Below are 17,865 nucleotides of genomic sequence, written 5' to 3' on the forward strand. Positions count from 1 at the left end.
GTGCCTTTCATCAGGCAGTCATCTTTTTCTTTTCGCTGGCAGAGGCAAAGACCACATCCTTAATGGCTTCAAAGCCTTTCAGCGTCTTTTCAATATGTTCATCCGTATGTGATGCTGTCGGAATCAATCGGATCAGTACGGTGCCTTTGGGCACTACCGGGTAGGCAACACCGCTTACAAAGACGCCGTGCTCTTCACGGAGCTTGCGCATGATCAGCTGACACAGTTCAGTACTTCCTTCTGTTAAGACAGGAGTTACCGGACACTCAGCAGGCAGTACATTATAGCCCATATCAATGAGACCCTGACGCAGCTTGTTGGTGTTTTCCCAAAGCTGCTCTCTCCATTCGGGATGGTCCTGAATAAGCTTGAGACGCTTGCGTGCGGATTCCACAATAGGCATGGGCACCGACTTGGCAAAAATCTGGCTTCGTGTATTTGCCTTTAAAAATTCAACGACGCGCTCTTCCGTGGCAACGAAAGCCCCGATTAAGGCAAAAGCTTTAGCAAAGGTACCGAAGTAAATATCAATACCGTCCTGGCAGCCGAGGTGCGTTCCTGTTCCAGAACCGTCTTTCCCCATGGTTCCTACACCGTGAGCATCATCCACCAAAAGGCGGAACGGATACTTCTCTTTAAGAGCAATGATCTCTTTCAATATCCCAAGATCACCGGTCATACCAAAGGCTCCTTCCGTTACAACCAGAATTGAGGAGTTAGGCTTTTTATTACGGTGGGCTCTTTCAAGCTGCTTTTCAAAACTTTCAATATCGTTGTGCTTGAAGACTGATTTATCGGCCATAGCCAGCTGTTTTCCGTCTACAATACATGCATGGCTCAGTTCATCATAGATCAGAAAGTCGTTGCGGTCAACCAAGGCGTGGATGACACTCATGATTCCCTGGTAGCCGTAATTCAGCAGCAGTGCCGATGGCTTGTGTACAAAATCAGCCAGTTCTTTTTCAAGGGCTTCATGCTGATCGGAATTACCCGTCATCAATCGAGCACCCATCGGAGCACTAAACCCATACTTTGCAGCGGCTTCTGCATCATATTTTAAAACTTCTTCTTTATTCCCTACACCCAGATAGTCATTGATACTCCAAACAATAACATCCTTGTCATTAAACTTCATTACCGGACCGAGCGGGCCTTCCAACTTGGGATAGGTATAATAACCGTATCCTTCTGAAGTAAATTCGCCGAGGGGACTTGGCCTGTCCTGAAGCTTTTCAAATAAATCCATACCCGTTCACTGTATTTCTAATGTTCGAATTAAGATGAGTTTACACATAAAAATAGGCCGTCAGAGCCTTGTAAAAAGATTTTAAAAATAACCAAAATTCGCCGTTTCTCAAAAACGATTGCATTTACAAGTTTGTGATAAGAGGTCCTATATATGGTGTTCTTTGGCCAAATATATGTGATATTTTCCGCAATTACCCACTAATGACCAGATTTCATCTTCTTATATGTCAAAACCCGATAAAAAGATCCGCCTCACAGTACACGGTTCCCTGAATGATTTTCTGGATAAAGGGTTATCGGATCCCACCCGTCTGACGATCTCTTTTGAACTATCACCCTCGGTCTAGGACCTTATGGAATCTAAAGGTATTCCACATACGGCAGTATTCCGGGTTCTGGTCAATGGCGCACCGGAATCGGCAGATTATAATGTTATGCCAGACGATGAAATTGAAGTCTTCCCAATGGAAGAAGTGGATCCTGATGAGCTTGAAACGATATTCTCGTCTCCTCCCGCTTTTATCGCCGACAGCCATTTAGCAAAGCTGGGTCGTGACCTTAGATTATTGGGGATTGATACCTTAATAAATGAGGAAAAAGAAGATGCAGAGATCATTCGCCTGTCAAACAATGAGAAGAGAATGATACTCACCCGGAACCTGAACCTGCTTCGGCACGGCTCCACACAATACGGGTACTGGGTACGTTCCGAAGATCCTGACCAACAATTGGATGAGGTTCTCTCCCGCTTTAATCTGTTTGAAATGATTCAACCTTTCAGCCGATGTATGACCTGCAATGGTATGCTTGACGAGGTTTCACCGGAGGAGGTACGCGAAGAAGTTCCTCCGAAGGTACGTGAGTGGTGTGACCAATATCACCGATGTAAAGACTGCGGTAAAGTTTACTGGAAAGGTTCCCACTATGACAAGCTCAAGGAGAAGGTCCAGAGGGTTATTAATAAGATGCAGAGACAGGGCTAAATGGTAAGAAAAGTTGTTGTCATCCCGGACCCCGATCCGGGATCTATTAAGAACTCCGGATCAACGCTGTAGCTTTAACTTCTACTAAGGATCCTGAAACAAGTTCTAAATGACAACGGAATTGACCCCATTTCACTACCGCGTGACAGTTAAGTTATTAACTCTGTGATCCACCGAGCTTCTCTGTGTCGCTCTGTGGAATAGTCAGGCACTCACCAGTTCACCTAGTTCCAAAACCACCTCAACCAACTCATCGATATGCCTTCGCTCCGTACGATGGTTGATAAAACAAACCCGCATGGCTGTCGCTCCATCGATTTTGGTTCCTGTCAGAAATACTCTTCCATCCTGCTCCACGTGGTGAATAAGCTCATCATTAATCTTATTCAACTCCTTTTCGTTACGTTCCGCTCCGGGTGACCGATACCGAAAACAGACAATCGACAATGGGGCGGGTGCCATCAGTTCCAGGCTATGCTCTACTTTGATTTTCTCTACCAGGTATGCTGCCTTGTCAATATCCTCTCGAATTGTCTCTCTGATTTTTTGGGCACCGTAGGCTTTGAGGGTCATCCAAACTTTCAGCGCCTTGAACTCTTTGGTCAGCGGAAGGTTATACTCCATCAGATCCGTTCTTGCATCACCGGTTTTGTCGGATTTTAGATAGTCGGGAATAGTACTAAAAGTGGCCCGTAAGTGCTCCGGGTCCTTAACCAGCACTCCGCCGGCTTCAAAAGGCACAAACATCCATTTATGGGGATTGATTACCACAGAATCCGCGCGTTCAATACCGTCAAACAGGTGACTCACGCCCGATACTGCCGCAGCGGGTCCACCATATGCCGCATCCACATGGCACCAGATATTGTGCTTTTCACAGATATCAGCGACTGCATTGAGATCATCAACAGCCCCTGTATTTGTGGTTCCCGCTACGCCAATTCCGCATATAGGATGGAGGCCATTTTCTTTGTCCTTCCCGATCGCTTCATCAAGGGCGTCAGGGATGATACGTTGTTCTTCATCCACAGGAATTTTTCGCAGATATTTCTTACCAAGCCCTAGCATATCAACCGCCTTGTCAAAACTCGAATGGCCCTCAGCCGAGACATAGACGGTTTGAGGCGGACTCCCATATACTCCTTCTTCAGCCACATCTACCGGCGATTTGATCTTTCTTGCCACGGCCAGGCAGTTAAAATTGGCGACAGACCCTCCGCTGAGTAATACCCCCGCACTGGTCTCGGGATAGCCGATAAATGCTGCCACCCATCGCATGACCAGCCGCTCCATTTCGGTGCTGACCGGGGAAGAGTGCCATTTCAAATTATTCTGATTTAGTGAAGCCTTGATCATCTCAGCAAGCACAGCCACCTGGTTCCCACCGCCGGTTATGTAACCGAAATATTTGGGTCCTGCGCTGTTGGTAATACTCTCCAGTACCTTTTCACGCACTTCAGAGAGCACGCTCTCTATTTCAGAAGACTTTTCCGGTAAGGGTTCGTCAAATAAGGCTATGACCTCCCCGGCGGACTTACCGGCAAATACTCTTTTATCTGATTTCTCTTCATAGTATTCAGCTATAAGCTCTCCGGCTTCTTCAATCCATCGCTGAAATTGACGGGTAGGTACATCAAGACTCATTCTGCTGCGTATCTAGAATTTATAAAATTAGATGTGATTACTTTGAAAGCACAAAGTTGAGATTGGCAGTCGCCTTTCCATTAGTCTTTAAACCATCCTGGAAGGGTCAGGAGCCCGCCAGCATATCAACATTAATTTTAATCGGTGTCAACCCAGCTGTAACTCACAAAAGCGAATTTCTTGCTGTCAAGTGACCAGGAAGGCACGTTGATGGTACCCTGTCCACCGAAGAGTTCAACCACTACTTCAGGTTCACCGCCTTCTATAGGCATAAGCCGAAGCACCACATCTTTGTTGGGCGGGTGCCCTTCCACGCTTGCATCGTAGGAAAGAAAGACAATATGGTTTCCATCCGGCGATGGATGCGGGAACCAGTCACCATACTCCTCATTGGAAGTAATCTGTTCTACGCCGGTTCCATCCGGTCGCATACGGAATATCTTCATCACACCCGTACGAACCGAGTTGAAATAGATCCACTTTCCGTCCGGTGTGTATTCGGCGCCATCGTCCAGGCCTTCCGCAGTTGTTAGCCGAGTCTCTTCTCCACCATTCACGGATATGGCATAGATATCAAATTCGCCGTTGCGCTGGGCCGGGTAGACAAGAGTTTCACCGTCGGGTGACCAGCCGTGCCAATAGGATGGAGCTTTTTCAGTTACCAGGCGCGGCGTACCTCCTGTGGCGGGCATAACGTAAATTTTAGATCCTTCTCCCTCCGGTGAATGGCTGATAGCCAGCATGCTGCCATCCGGTGAGAAGCCGTGGTCGTTATTGCAATTATCGGCAAAGCCCGTATCCAGCTGCTTGGGCTCGCCACCTTCTACTGGAATGGTATAAAGCCTACCGTTGCTGTTAAATAAAAAATAGCTGCCGTCATGTGACCAGTTGGGCGCCTCAATATGGTCTTTGACCTGATATACAACTTCGCGCTCACCGGTTTCGATATTATAGGTTTCCAGGCTGCTTTGGAGAACTTTGCCCTCCGGCTGTTCTGCGTTGTCCTGGGCATATGCATTCAGGGCCCAAAGCATGCTGAAGCAAAATGCAAGTAGACAAGCGCCGGTTTTCAGGATGGTTGATTCTGTTTTGGTGTTATTCCACATTGTTACGCCTTTCTTTTTTGGGTTCATTTACTCCTTTCATAAATAACCAACAGCCGGGTAAAATGCACTACTCAAATTTGTAAACTAAAATCGAAATTTTAGATCTGTGGAATGGTGCCCTCTGTGTTTGTACCACAGAGTTGCACTGAGAAGCACGGAGGGTCACAGAGAGGATTGTGGTTGATAAATATACCCGCCTTGTAAAGGGCTAAAGCCCTGTTGCAATTCATTATATACACTATCCTCCCTGCCCTGAAGGACAGGGCAACTGAACATATTTCTCATTTTGGTATAGACCCCAGTTAACGCACTTAGGATTTTGAAAGATTATTTTCGAATTTAAATCGATCAATAAATTCATAATATTCATCCAGGTATGTTTTGCGACGATGGTGTTTCTCCTGATTTTCAATATATCGGTATACTCTTTCTTCATGCGAACGGCTAACTGATACCGCAAAATAGTCATCCTGCCAGCCAAAGTGCTCTGCCCAAAATAGATTCCTGTTAGCCCAATACGACGATTCTCCCTTAATCAAATTCATTACCGTTGCCACATTTTGATCAGTTGATAAAGAGATAAGAGCATGCAGGTGATCAAGCCAACCGTTGATATTAAGTAGATGAATGTTCTTTCCCGTGGCATATTCCCGAATGTGACAGCATAAAGCATCTTTATTAAACTTGCTCATCAAAGGTTTCCTTTCTTTGACCGACCAAACAGCATGCAAAACCAGCCGAGTATAAGGCATAATGTGTTCAGATAAATTATTCTTTGGAATAACTGTTAGACCGACAAATTGAGTATTCCTTACAGCCCGGTTTACAAATTATCAGCCTCCTTTTACTATAAGTTTGGTACAAAGCCAAGTAGGTTCATTCTAGCAAACTGCCCCATTATAGCCTCCAATCATTGCCCCGTCCTTCAGGTCGGGGAATAAAAAGATATTCTTCAATCTACTAGGGCTTTAGCCCTTACCCATTTCCGAACGGTTGAAAGTGGATCCCTGTTCACACAAGAGGCTTACAAACAAGCTGTACAAGACCATTTTTCTCAAATTACGATACCCATATTCTCTTCCAAAATTCGTATATTAACCTGTTTATTCGAATGTTAAGTTAATTCCTGAATGGCCCAGAAAGAAGCAGTCACTACACAAGAAAAAAACGGCAGCCCCGATACTGAAGAACGCCCCATCATCGTCAAAGGTGCACGCGTACACAACCTTAAAAATATTGACGTTGAAATACCCCGTAACAAGATGACGGTCATCACCGGGGTATCCGGCTCCGGCAAATCCAGCCTGGCGTTTGATACCATTTACGCTGAGGGACAGCGCCGGTATGTGGAAAGCCTCTCCAGCTACGCCCGACAATTTCTTGAACGCATGGACAAACCGGACGTAGACTTCATGCAAGGTATCTCTCCGGCCATGGCCATTCAGCAAAAAACTACCTCCACAAATCCCCGATCCACGGTAGGTACCACAACGGAGATTTATGATTATATGCGCCTGCTCTACGCCCGTATCGGTCATACGATCTCCCCGAAATCCGGCCGTGAAGTAGGAAAGGATACAACAAAAACAGTTATTGAACGGCTATTTGATGAATACGAGGAAGGCACAAAATTCTATATACTCTTTCCTATTCCCCAACACGAGGAGAAGAAAGTAAAAGATGAACTGAAGGTTCTAAAGGAAAAAGGATTCACCCGGCTGCTTAAATTAGACAATGAAGAGATGCTGGATATGACCACCGATGATGTGGATCCCAGTGATATCGATACCGACGACTACCGGGTGCTGGTTGACCGCCTGGCCGTCAAGACTGACGAAGATACCCGCGGTCGTATTGCCGGTTCCCTGGAAACTGCTTTTCAGGAGGGTCACGGTCGCTGTTCCCTGAAGATTCGAAACGGGGAGGAACTTCCTTTCAGTGAGCGCTTTGAGATGGATGGCATTGAGTTTGAAGAACCGAGTCCTCAAATGTTCTCGTTTAATAATCCCTACGGTGCCTGCGATACCTGTGAGGGCTTCGGACAGGTCTCAGGCATAGATGAAGATCTGGTCATTCCCGACCCCGAGAAAACCATACGTGACGGGGCCATCGCACCGTTCAGCGGACAAAAATTCAGCAAGAATCTGCGCGACCTTATCAAAGTTGCTGCTCGATACAGTTTACCCATCGATACACCCTATAGTGATCTCTCCAAGGAGGTAAAAAAGATACTCTGGGAGGGCAAAGATGAATATGTCGGCCTCCGGCCCTTCTTTGAGGATATCAAAAGCCAGTCATACAAAGTGCACATGCGTGTGTTTTATTCCCGCTATCGTGGGTACAGCCGCTGCCCGGATTGTGAAGGATACCGTGTAAGAAAAGATGCTCTTTATGTAAAAGTAAATGATAAACATATCGGTGAAGTGGGTGAAATGACCATCGGCCATGCCCGTGAATTCTTCGAAAACCTGGAACTTACGGAGTTTGAGAAGGAAGTTGCCGACCAGGTATTATATGAGATTCGTAAGCGTCTGAAGTACCTGGATGAAGTCGGACTCGAATACCTTACCCTGAACCGTCTTGCCAATACCCTGAGCGGAGGTGAATCACAGCGGATCAGCCTGGCAAACTCCCTGGGAAGTTCACTGATCGGCAGTCTATATGTACTGGATGAACCGACTATAGGTCTTCACCCGAGAGATAATGACCGTCTCATAAATATACTGAAATCTCTCAGAGATATTGGCAATACCGTACTGGTAGTTGAACATGATCCCGAAATGATCAAAGCTGCAGATAATATCATTGACATCGGACCCTTTGCCGGGGTTCATGGCGGTGAAGTCAACTTCACAGGCACCTATGAAAAGCTTCTTGATTCAAAAACCCTGACGGGGAAATACCTGAGTGGAAGAAAGGAGATACCGGTACCCGAAAAACGCAGAAAAGGAAATGATAAGGCCATCACCCTTGAAGGTGCTACCGAACACAACCTGAAAAGCCTTAAGGTAGATTTCCCCCTTGGCAAACTAATCTGCGTAACCGGTGTCAGCGGATCCGGAAAATCCACGTTGGTACATGATACCCTCTATGCAGGCATCCAGAAGCGAATGGGTACCTACAACGATAAGGTGGGCAGACACAAAGCCCTTTCGGGTCTCAATAATATCGATTCGGTAGAAATGGTCGATCAGTCACCTATCGGCAGATCTTCCCGATCCAATCCTGCCACCTACACCAAAGCTTTTGACGGAATCCGCGATCTCTTTGCAAATACGAGGCAGTCAAAGATTATGGGTTACGAACCCGGACATTTTTCATTCAATGTTCCCGGTGGCCGATGTGAGAACTGCCAGGGCGAAGGCATACAGAAAATTGAGATGCAGTTTATGGCCGATATTGAACTGACCTGTGAAGAGTGCGGCGGTAAACGCTATCGTAAGGATGTACTGCAGGTTAAATACCGAGGCAAAAATATTCACGATGTCTTGGAAATGTCGGTCTCCGAAGCACTGGAGTTTTTTGTGGATGAAACTTCAATCACCAACCGTCTACAACCCATGGAGGATGTGGGCCTTGGGTATCTCAAACTTGGGCAAAGTGCCACCACTCTTTCAGGTGGAGAGGCACAGCGAGTTAAACTTGCCAAATTCCTATCAAAATCGGCCGGCGACCATACGCTCTACTTCTTCGATGAGCCCACCACAGGACTTCATTTCGAAGATATTGCCAAACTGCTGGACTCCTTCAACGAGCTGGTTAACAACGGGCATACTGTTATCATCATTGAACACAACCTGGACGTCATCAAATGTGCTGACCATATTATTGATATCGGTCCTGAAGGCGGTTTTGCAGGTGGACAAATTGTTGGGGAAGGAACTCCGGAAGAGATCATGGAGATTGAAAAAAGCTATACCGGAAAGTATCTAAAAGACGTGCTATAAAACACGCCGGAAAAGAACTGAAATCAGACTTTTCAAAATGAAGTACAGGGCCCTGCTACTCAATCAACAGGCGCCTAATGACATTATTTTTGCGATCCACGACGAATAGAACAGACCCCCCATTTCGGCTTATAACTAGGTGATAGGGATCATTAAAACGCGCTTCTTTTCCGGATCCATTCTGTAGTCCCGCTTCACCGGTACCTGCAATCGTAGTTACCATTCCGTCTTTGATCATTCTGATTCTGTGGTTTTCGGAATCCGCCACGTACATGGTCCCATCGCGATCCACGGTTATCCCTAGGGGTTCATTAAAGCGTGCCTCATCCACCGGCCCGTCCTTAAATCCTCGAACACCTTCCCCCGCAAAGTTGCTGACAAAACCGGTATTCAGGTCGACCTTACGAATCCTGTGATTAAATAAATCTGAGACGTAGAGTACCGTTTCTTCCAAGTTCAAAGCCAGACTGACCGGCCGGTAAAAGAGCGCTTGTGGCCCTGGACCGTCTCGATAACCTCGTGCTCTCATACCTGCCAAGGTAGATACTTCTCCATTCGGACTAATGACCCTGATTTTATTATTGAAAGCATCGGCCACATATAGTGTGAGGTTGGACTGCTTTATTGCAACATCGGCCGGCACATTAAAGGTGGCTAATAGCTTTTCACCATTCTGATCACCGATAAACCCGCTTCCTGCAAATCGCGTTACTTCTCCTGCGGGACTGATAGCATGAACCAAATTATTAAATGAACCTGCAACATAAAGAGTCCCATCTACACCCAGTGCCATACCCATCGGATTGCTCGTAAAACCTGAAGCAAAGGTCGATACTGTCTGACTCCGGTAAACTTTCCGAATAGCGGTATTATGATAGTCCGATATGAAAATGCTACCGGCATCATTAACCTCAACTCCCCAGGGCTGGTTAAAACGAGCAGAAGATTGCTCCCCATCCACATTTCCTTCAAATCCGCTGCCTGCCTCCGTGGTTACGGTGACGGTTAACAGATAGTTAAAGACAGGTCCACTTACAGTTTGTTTGCCTATAGTCAGCGAAACGGGACCTGTTTTTGACCTTTTCGGGACCGTAACCTCAATTTCGCTCTCAGAAATGGTATTTATCTCAGCTTCTACACCATTGAAAGCTACTTTCAAACCTTGTGCAGCATCACTAAAACGGTCTCCGCGTATGGATACAGTTGTGCCGTAAGTACCGCTATCGGGTTCAACTGACTGAATGACCGGTAACTGATCGTCGGGAATATTTGTCGGCAAATCCGATTGATTGCACGCCACTGACAATGCAGAAATTGCGACTATAATTGTTAAAAGGTACCTGGGGTGCATTCTTGTAAATAAAGCTTTTGAATGAATAGCGGAATCGATTAGAGGCTTAGATAATTCCGCTTCCAAATAGCAAAGTAATAAAACAACCACATTACTTCTAACTTACAGGCACTACAATACCATAAATAGCAGGCATCTATAAACTGTAGAATACGTACTAAGTACCGGGATATATGGATATTTATAATATTATTTTTACGTATTTGAATACGTATAATTGATTAAATACTAAGATGTCTAGAATTATTAATATTATTTAATCTAGCCTGTTATTTGTAACATCTCACTATAGATTCATCTTTGTATAAAGTATTTGCCATCATTCTAAAACTAATTACTTCTATTATGAAAAAATTATTCGCTTTACTACTTGTAATCGGCCTGGTAACATCCGCCGGTGTAGACACGCTTAAAGCACAATCACCGCTTAATTTTGGCCTAAGAGCGGGATTAAACTTCGCCAATTTCAATGATTTAGATGGAGATAGACCTGATTCTCGAACCGGAATTATGGTTGGGGGTTACTTAAACTTCAAGGTTCCTATGAGTCCTGTATCTATTCAACCTGAAGTACTCTACACTCAAAAAGGGGCTGAAGAATCAGGAGCAACCGTAGAGTTGGATTATCTCGAAATTCCGGTACTTGCCAAATTTAGCTTCGCTCCCGGTCCTGCCACTCCTCATGTATATGTCGGTCCTTACGTAGGTTTTGTCCTGAACAGTGAGATTTCCGGTGGCGGTGGAAGCGTTGAAATCGACAATGCTCAAACTGACTTTGGCGGTATTGTTGGTGCCGGTCTGGATATTAACCTGGGTCTGACGAAACTCAATGCCGGTGCCCGGTACGGTTTCGGACTAAATGATGCTTTTGATAACGGACAAGGTAAAAACGGTGTCTTTTCCATCGTTGTTGGAGTCGCTTTGTAAGTTTTGCCTTATCTTTTGTTGACCCTTTCAGAGGCAATCCAATACGGATTGCCTCTTTTTTATTAAACAAGTATTCTTATCACACTGTTAAATTACTACTTCTCAATGCGATTTTATTATCATGCCTAAAAGCACGTTCTTTCCTGTTTTCATTCTTCTTTTTTGTACTCTATCTCTCTACTCATGCAGTGAACAGTCACGATCTCCCGTGCCGGACATGCAAGACCAGCCCCGGCTGCTGGTATTTACTAAAACCGAAGGCTACCGGCATGCTTCTATACCAAAAGGTGTTGAAGCATTGGAAAAGATAGCAAGTGAAAACGGGTGGAGTATTCATCATACCGAAGATGCCTCCGTTTTTAATCCTGATACGCTTAATACTTACCGAACGGTAATTTTCCTGAGCACCACAGGAGATATTTTCAACGAAACTCAACAGAATGCATTTGAAGATTTTATCCAAAATGGGGGCGGTTTTGTAGGTATTCACGCCGCAACCGATACGGAATATGATTGGCCCTGGTATGGGGATATGGTGGGTGCCTATTTCGAGAGCCATCCCCAAATACAGGAAGCGCGACTTAAGGTGGTAGATAGGAGTCACCCTTCAACCGATTTTCTCCCAGAGGAGTGGATCAGAACCGATGAGTGGTACAATTTTATGGATATTAATCCGGGCATCAACGTACTTATTAACCTTGATGAAAACAGTTATGAGGGCGGCAACAATGGGGACAATCACCCGATTGCCTGGTTTCACAAATTTGAGGGAGGGCACATCTTCTACACGGGTGGCGGACATACCTCTGAAAGCTTTGACAGTGAGCCCTTCCTGAATCATCTGAAGGGTGGGATTGAATATGTCTTACAAAATTCTTTAGAATAATTAACAGCTTCCGCGAGTTCAAACTGCCCTAAAATCATTGAGAATAAATTAATTAATAAGCTGGAATCATCCATTTACAGGACTATCTTTGGTAGTATAATTTCAGGCTTGATTCAAATATAGCACATGCTTCGAAAACTGATACTTTTAAACTGGTCTTCTTTCCTGTCTCGTCTGTCAAAATTCCAGACGGTATTAGTGATCGGCTATATCATCTTTCTGCTGATATTATTCTCCAATCTGCTTGGTAGCGCCCTGGTCATCGTCCTTTTTGATAAGAATCCGATGGTACTTAAGGAACTGCCATGGCTTACACCGGAGATACATTACCTGATACTGCTGGTTTTTGCCAACATTTTATGGATCCTGCACTTTTCCTTTACAAGCACACGGCTGCTTAACATGGAAGAAAACCGCAAGCTGCTCTCATTCGGCTACCCGGTTAATAAACTGGCATGGCACCTGAACTTGATCGGATTCTTTCACCCGTTGAACATCATCTATAATTTTACATGGACTGCTTTTCTACTGCTGCAGATCAAGCACGTGATGTATATACCGGTAGTCATCATCGTGGTATTGCTCAACTACGCCATTATATACTCTTTTAAACACAGGTTTTTAAAGATAGTAGAAAAGCGCTTTAAGCTTATAGTATTCAGTACCATTTTCCTGCTGTTTGGTACTTTTCAGGCTATTGCTATCATTTCCCGGCAATCCACACGGGTTTTAAGCAGCTACCTCCCCAGCCTGTCAAGCATAAACGGCTTTCTTGAGTATCTTCCCGGCGGACTGCTCCTGTCTTCCGCTACTAAGGATTATAATCTGGCCACAGCCTCTGCAATTTACGGTTTCTGTGCACTGCTGGTCTTTCTGATATTCCGGGATCACTTTTTTAAAACCAAAGAGGGCCTTCAGTCACCGGTCAACCAGAAGCTCAAGAAGCAAAAAAACAGGCTGTGGATTTTCCTGCGTAAGTGGTTGGGCATCAACGCGGGCAAGTTTTACTACTATGTGATTTCCCATCCTTACAATCGCTTGCAGGCACTGACTATCCTGTTAATTCCGGCCATATATGTACCGCTGTTGCTTTATATCGAGAACGATTACCTAAGTGCCATTCTCATCCCTACCATGCTGGCAGCCATACCGGTTGCCCTGCTTGCCATGGGGATGGCTAATATGTACGGGTACGAGCATCGGGAATTTTTACTACACAAACAATTTCCACTTTCTTTTGAGAAACAGCTAAAAGAACGCTTTCTGGGTATCATTACCGTCCCCTTGTTCATTTTCTACCTCATAACCATCGGAGAGATCGTATATCTTCCCCAGCTCGGTACGGTTTTCGGCATCTATATTGCCAATACCTTTTTCTTTCTCTGTTTCATGATTGTTTTCCTCTGGTCGTCATTCTACTACTTCCAGAAAGCAAGCTACACCTCATTCAGCTTCAAACATCCCATTGTATCCCAGAAAGTTACCTTTATGATGACCTTCCTTATTTTCGGGCTGGGATATACCATCTTTGTCCCGCTGGGGGATTTTGAACTCTACCGCCTATGGGTTATGACTGCTTTGATCGGCGCTATTGTAATTTATCTCTGGCAAAATATGGAGGTGCTTGTCAATGCTTTCAATAATAAAATATTAATGCAGATCTGGAAAGAGCACTGACCTTTCACCAAAAGGTTGCGTACATTCAGCAGTCCATTATTAGTCAATACAACAGATTTAGAAAAGGTTAATTGACTTAATTTTATATTGCTATAGATTTTATCATATTTATTAAACTGTTTGCTTAGGGTCTTAAGGTAGTTCAGATACTATTTTTTCGGGGTTCAGCAATTTATCACTGCTCATGAATGATGCTTTTCATGACCAGCACCATTTTTTACGTAAACCAATTAATTGGCTCTGATGAAGAGTGCCATAGAAATAAAACATCTTAGCAAAACCTACGAGTCCAAGGAGGTTCTTTCCGACCTTCAGCTTGAGGTACCGACCGGAAACATCTTCGGACTCATTGGTCCGAACGGTGCCGGTAAAAGTACGCTAATAGGCATTTTGACGGGGCTGCTGGATTATAGCCGTGGAGAGATACTGATAAATGGATTGGAATTGAACGAAGGAAATGAGCTGGAAATCAAACAACAGGTTGCCTCGGTGCTTCAGCCACCGTTGCTGTTTGAGCATTTCACCAGTCACGATTTCCTGAATTATATCTGTGATATTTATGAGATCCGGGAGGAGGGGCGAGCTGAAAAAATTTCTTCCCTGCTGGATTATCTCGGACTTACCGAATTCGAACACGCCAAAATCAATAAGCTATCATCCGGCAGTCGTAAAAAGCTCTCCTTCTGTGCCGCCATTCTCTCTGAGCCGGAGATTTTATTCCTGGACGAACCTTTTGAAAGCATAGACGTCATTTCCATCGGCAGGATGAAGGCTATCCTTAAACACCTTCAACAAAAAGGAAAAACGATTATCATTACCAGTCACATATTGGAGATCGTGGAGAACCTTTGTAATGATATCGCTATTCTACATAAGGGAAAAATCATCGCCTACCTCGACTCAGAAAGCCGGAGAGAGCTGCAGAAAGATTCCAGTCTCAATGAAATATTTGAAAGCTATATAGAAGTGGAAAAACCTAAGTACGATGTGCTAAGTTGGCTGTAGTTTCAGAGGCTAACAAGTTCGCTATCTCGACCATAACCCCGACTACAGATCAAAAATCTTCCGGATCTTCAACACCGAAGGCTTCTTTGACCTTATCGATCTTTTCCTGTTGCTCATCGGTAATTGTTCCATTGCATTCCGCTATGACATACAGCAGGGCGACGGTTCGCTGTTTGCGATGCTCGTCAAAATGATCAGCCCCCCACTCAACGGCATCTTCAACAAGCTCTTTCAGATTCTCGGTACTCAATCCTCCCAGGTGCATCAGGGTCTCCTGGTAAAATGTTTCCAGACTATAGTTAACATCCTCGATAACTTTCTTAACGGTTTCTTCTTCCCTATAGTCAATACTTCCGTCAGCTCCCTCAACCCACCATATCAGAACATCCGTCGCTTTTTCATTGTTTAATTCAAAAGACATATCACTCTGTTTAACTAGGTTTACAGGCCTAATTGTAGCCCGACTTTTAATGTATTAAAAAAGCTTCGAAACAATATCACAAATCTCTTCCAGCATCTCCCGGTGTTCTTCCGAAATAGAGTTTTTCGTATGCGAATCAATATCCAGCTCGGCCACAAAGGTGTCGTTTTTCATGACCGGTATCACAATTTCAGCCTGTACTTCCATGCTGCATGCCAGGTAGTTATCCTCTTTGCTGACATCCTGAACTACAAATGTCTCCAATGAATTGGCAGCCTGGCCGCAAATACCCTTTCCAAACGGAATCCGGGTGTGATCCGTCTCCTCGCCTACATAAGGACCCAGCACCAGCTCACGGTCCGCATCCGGATCGACCAGGTAGAAACCAACCCAATCAAATATCTCCACATGCTCTTCCAGCATGCTGCAAACTTGATTCAGCTTTTCATCGCGAGTCCCTTCACCCGAAACGATATTTTTGGTTCTGTCAATGAGTTCACTGTAGGAGATTTTGTCTGCCGTTTTCATTATTTCACTATTTAATATGGTAAGTTCCAAAGCTTTAAATCTACGGTTTAATTTATCGTTTGGAAAGCATCATAATTAATTTCTGTGGTCTTTAAATTGTCATCAATACTTTCCTATCTTTGCGCCTATGTTTGAAGAATTTATTAAAGAATCCGTTCCACTTTCCAGCTATTTTGTAGGAACAACAACGTTCCTGCTTGCTGCATTTACCTCAATCATCTCAGTCGCGAATCCACTGGCGGCCATGCCGGTATTTGTATCCTTGACCGAGGAGAATACCGATGCTGAGCGATCGAATATCGCCAGGAAATCTTCCTTTTATATGTTCATGGTGCTGACCATCTTCCTGTTTGGCGGGACCTACATCATGAGCTTTTTCGGCATCAGTCTGCCTGGCATCCGTATCGCGGGAGGACTCATTATTATGCGCGCTGCTGTATCCATGTTGAGCCCTGAAGATCCAGGTCGTAAGCTTTCGGAGGTAGATCGTGAGGCAGCCAAGGAGAAGGATGACATTTCTTTCACGCCGATGGCCATGCCCATGCTCTCAGGTCCCGGTAGCATAGCCGTTGTCATCGGTCTGGCATCTCAGGCTGAAGGTTTTTTCGATCTGCTAATGGTTACGGTGGCAATCGCAATAGTGGCCCTGATCTCGTATCTCATACTTCGTCTAGCCCCCATTTCAGCCCGATACATCGGACCTTCCGGCATGAGTGCCGTCACCCGCATGATGGGCTTTATCGCCATGGCTATTGCCGTTCAATTTATCCTCAATGGCATTTCCAGGTATTTTGGGATAGGATAGGGCTGGATGCTGGATACTGGATACTGGATACTGGATACTGGAACAGGGGATCTTCTTTTCTAAGAAAAAAACAAGCTTTAATTGATTTTCATAACTGGAAATCTACAATCAATCCGCGCTAATTCGTATCATTCGAGGCATCAGTGTTCCATTGCAAGTAGCTATTTAAAAAAACACCACTGGGAGGATCACTGCCCCATCCATTGTTTCCGGAGCAGAGCGCCGGAAACAGAGAAATTCAAACTCCTGAATTCTGAATTCTGANACAGGGGATCTTCTTTTCTAAGAAAAAAACAAGCTTTAATTGATTTTCATAACTGGAAATCTACAATCAATCCGCGCTAATTCGTATCATTCGAGGCATCAGTGTTCCATTGCAAGTAGCTATTTAAAAAAACACCACTGGGAGGATCACTGCCCCATCCATTGTTTCCGGAGCAGAGCGCCGGAAACAGAGAAATTCAAACTCCTGAATTCTGAATTCTGAATTCCCAATTCTCTTCCCTTTGACCTTCTCACTACTCCCTTCTGTCATAAATCATCCTCATCCCATCCAACGTCAGCAGTGGATCCACCCTATCGAAACTTTCGATATAGGGAGCCAGTGTTTCGGCAAGCCCGCCGGTGGCTACGACCTGCGCCTGACCGATCTCTTCCTTTATTTTATTGATCAACCCCTCTACCATACAGGCATGTCCCCTGATCAATCCGCTCTGCATAGCACCTACAGTATCTGTTGCCAATACCTTTGAAGGAACCCTGAGCGGGATATCTCCCAGCAGAGCCGTCCTACCAATCAAGGCATCAATGGTAATCTTAAGTCCGGCACAGATCACCCCTCCCGTAAGCCTACCGGGCTGTTCAACCGCAACGAGGGTAGTGGCCGTCCCAAAGTCCACAACAATGCAGGTATCCTGAGTGGAGTGGTACGCGCCCACAGCCCCGGCAATCAGGTCCGGACCAATCTCTTTAGGGTTATCAGCCTCCAGGGATATACCCGAATCTGTATGGTGACCTAAAATGAGGGGCATAATCCCTGTCAACTCATGCAGGGCATTTTGCAAATGATCCGTCAGGTGCGGTACCACGCTGGCTATCATCACCCCGCTGATGGTTTCCAATGGAATATCAGCCTGTTCAAAATGGGAAAGAAAAATCGCGCGGTAGTCATCGCTACCTTTATCTTTTTCCGTTTCAATTCTCCAAACCTGTATCCACTCTCCACCGTCATAGATACCCAGCACAATGTTGCTGTTACCTGCATCAACTGCTAAAAACATGTAATTACTTCCTGTGTCTATTTGGATTATTTACGCTAACCTGCTATGCTAAGGATG

Annotated in this window: 16 protein-coding genes; 8 read left to right on the forward strand and 8 right to left on the reverse strand. The window is 45.1% G+C overall.

What is annotated here, in order from left to right; genetic code table 11:
- Positions 1-10 precede the first annotated feature (10 nt).
- The gene (locus tag G3570_RS14240) at positions 11-1,246 is read right to left on the reverse strand and encodes an aminotransferase class I/II-fold pyridoxal phosphate-dependent enzyme (RefSeq protein WP_165143496.1); all 1,236 of its coding nucleotides are present in this window, start codon (positions 1,244-1,246) and stop codon (positions 11-13) included.
- 226 nt (positions 1,247-1,472) lie between these two features.
- Here G3570_RS14240 and G3570_RS16505 point away from each other — a divergent pair, with 226 nt between their 5' ends.
- Both G3570_RS16505 and G3570_RS14245 read left to right on the forward strand, forming a co-directional pair.
- The gene (locus G3570_RS16505) at positions 1,473-1,595 is read left to right on the forward strand and encodes a hypothetical protein (RefSeq protein ID WP_282958243.1); all 123 of its coding nucleotides are present in this window, start codon (positions 1,473-1,475) and stop codon (positions 1,593-1,595) included.
- A 6-nt stretch (positions 1,596-1,601) separates the two neighbouring features.
- Positions 1,602-2,231, forward strand: coding sequence for a Mut7-C RNAse domain-containing protein (locus G3570_RS14245; RefSeq protein WP_165143734.1), 630 nt, complete (start codon positions 1,602-1,604; stop codon positions 2,229-2,231).
- A 204-nt stretch (positions 2,232-2,435) separates the two neighbouring features.
- On the opposite strand, the gene G3570_RS14250 is transcribed toward G3570_RS14245, so the two are convergent.
- From G3570_RS14250 to tnpA, 3 genes are all read right to left on the reverse strand, one after another.
- Positions 2,436-3,875 carry a pyridoxal phosphate-dependent decarboxylase family protein gene (locus tag G3570_RS14250; protein ID WP_165143497.1) on the reverse strand — a complete coding sequence of 480 codons (1,440 nt, stop codon included), beginning with the start codon at positions 3,873-3,875 and terminating at the stop codon, positions 2,436-2,438.
- 137 nt (positions 3,876-4,012) lie between these two features.
- Complete coding sequence (locus tag G3570_RS14255) at positions 4,013-4,909, reverse strand: TolB-like translocation protein (protein WP_165143735.1); 897 nt, start codon at positions 4,907-4,909, stop codon at positions 4,013-4,015.
- Positions 4,910-5,292: 383 nt separating this feature from the next.
- Positions 5,293-5,733, reverse strand: coding sequence for an IS200/IS605 family transposase (gene tnpA / locus G3570_RS14260; RefSeq protein ID WP_165143498.1), 441 nt, complete (start codon positions 5,731-5,733; stop codon positions 5,293-5,295).
- Positions 5,734-6,111: 378 nt separating this feature from the next.
- Here tnpA and uvrA point away from each other — a divergent pair, with 378 nt between their 5' ends.
- On the forward strand, positions 6,112-8,928 hold the full coding sequence (gene uvrA / locus G3570_RS14265; protein ID WP_165143499.1) for an excinuclease ABC subunit UvrA: 2,817 nt from the start codon (positions 6,112-6,114) through the stop codon (positions 8,926-8,928).
- A 55-nt stretch (positions 8,929-8,983) separates the two neighbouring features.
- Here uvrA and G3570_RS14270 read toward each other — a convergent pair whose 3' ends face one another.
- Entirely contained in the window at positions 8,984-10,207 is a 1,224-nt protein-coding gene (locus G3570_RS14270) for an IPT/TIG domain-containing protein (RefSeq protein ID WP_165143500.1), read from the reverse strand.
- 417 nt (positions 10,208-10,624) lie between these two features.
- Between G3570_RS14270 and G3570_RS14275 the strand changes: the two genes are divergently transcribed.
- The 4 genes from G3570_RS14275 (at position 10,625) to G3570_RS14290 (ending at position 14,774) form a co-directional block, all read left to right on the forward strand.
- Positions 10,625-11,206: a porin family protein gene (locus G3570_RS14275; RefSeq protein ID WP_165143501.1), complete on the forward strand. Its 582-nt coding sequence runs from the start codon at positions 10,625-10,627 to the stop codon at positions 11,204-11,206.
- Positions 11,207-11,423: 217 nt separating this feature from the next.
- The gene (locus G3570_RS14280; RefSeq protein ID WP_249067132.1) at positions 11,424-12,092 is read left to right on the forward strand and encodes a ThuA domain-containing protein; all 669 of its coding nucleotides are present in this window, start codon (positions 11,424-11,426) and stop codon (positions 12,090-12,092) included.
- Positions 12,093-12,218: 126 nt separating this feature from the next.
- Positions 12,219-13,769: a hypothetical protein gene (locus tag G3570_RS14285; RefSeq protein ID WP_165143503.1), complete on the forward strand. Its 1,551-nt coding sequence runs from the start codon at positions 12,219-12,221 to the stop codon at positions 13,767-13,769.
- A gap of 243 nt (positions 13,770-14,012) precedes the next feature.
- A complete protein-coding gene (locus G3570_RS14290) occupies positions 14,013-14,774 on the forward strand; it encodes an ABC transporter ATP-binding protein (protein WP_165143504.1) in 762 nt (253 codons plus the stop codon).
- A gap of 49 nt (positions 14,775-14,823) precedes the next feature.
- Here G3570_RS14290 and G3570_RS14295 read toward each other — a convergent pair whose 3' ends face one another.
- Both G3570_RS14295 and G3570_RS14300 read right to left on the reverse strand, forming a co-directional pair.
- A complete protein-coding gene (locus tag G3570_RS14295; RefSeq protein ID WP_165143505.1) occupies positions 14,824-15,195 on the reverse strand; it encodes a ferritin family protein in 372 nt (123 codons plus the stop codon).
- 54 nt (positions 15,196-15,249) lie between these two features.
- Positions 15,250-15,723, reverse strand: coding sequence for a GAF domain-containing protein (locus G3570_RS14300; RefSeq protein ID WP_165143506.1), 474 nt, complete (start codon positions 15,721-15,723; stop codon positions 15,250-15,252).
- 127 nt (positions 15,724-15,850) lie between these two features.
- Between G3570_RS14300 and G3570_RS14305 the strand changes: the two genes are divergently transcribed.
- A complete protein-coding gene (locus G3570_RS14305; protein WP_165143507.1) occupies positions 15,851-16,528 on the forward strand; it encodes a MarC family NAAT transporter in 678 nt (225 codons plus the stop codon).
- 518 nt (positions 16,529-17,046) lie between these two features.
- On the opposite strand, the gene G3570_RS14310 is transcribed toward G3570_RS14305, so the two are convergent.
- Positions 17,047-17,808, reverse strand: coding sequence for a type III pantothenate kinase (locus tag G3570_RS14310; protein ID WP_165143508.1), 762 nt, complete (start codon positions 17,806-17,808; stop codon positions 17,047-17,049).
- Positions 17,809-17,865: the final 57 nt, after the last annotated feature.

The sequence above is a fragment of the Halalkalibaculum roseum genome, assembly GCF_011059145.1.
Lineage (GTDB): Bacteria > Bacteroidota > Rhodothermia > Balneolales > Balneolaceae > Halalkalibaculum > Halalkalibaculum roseum.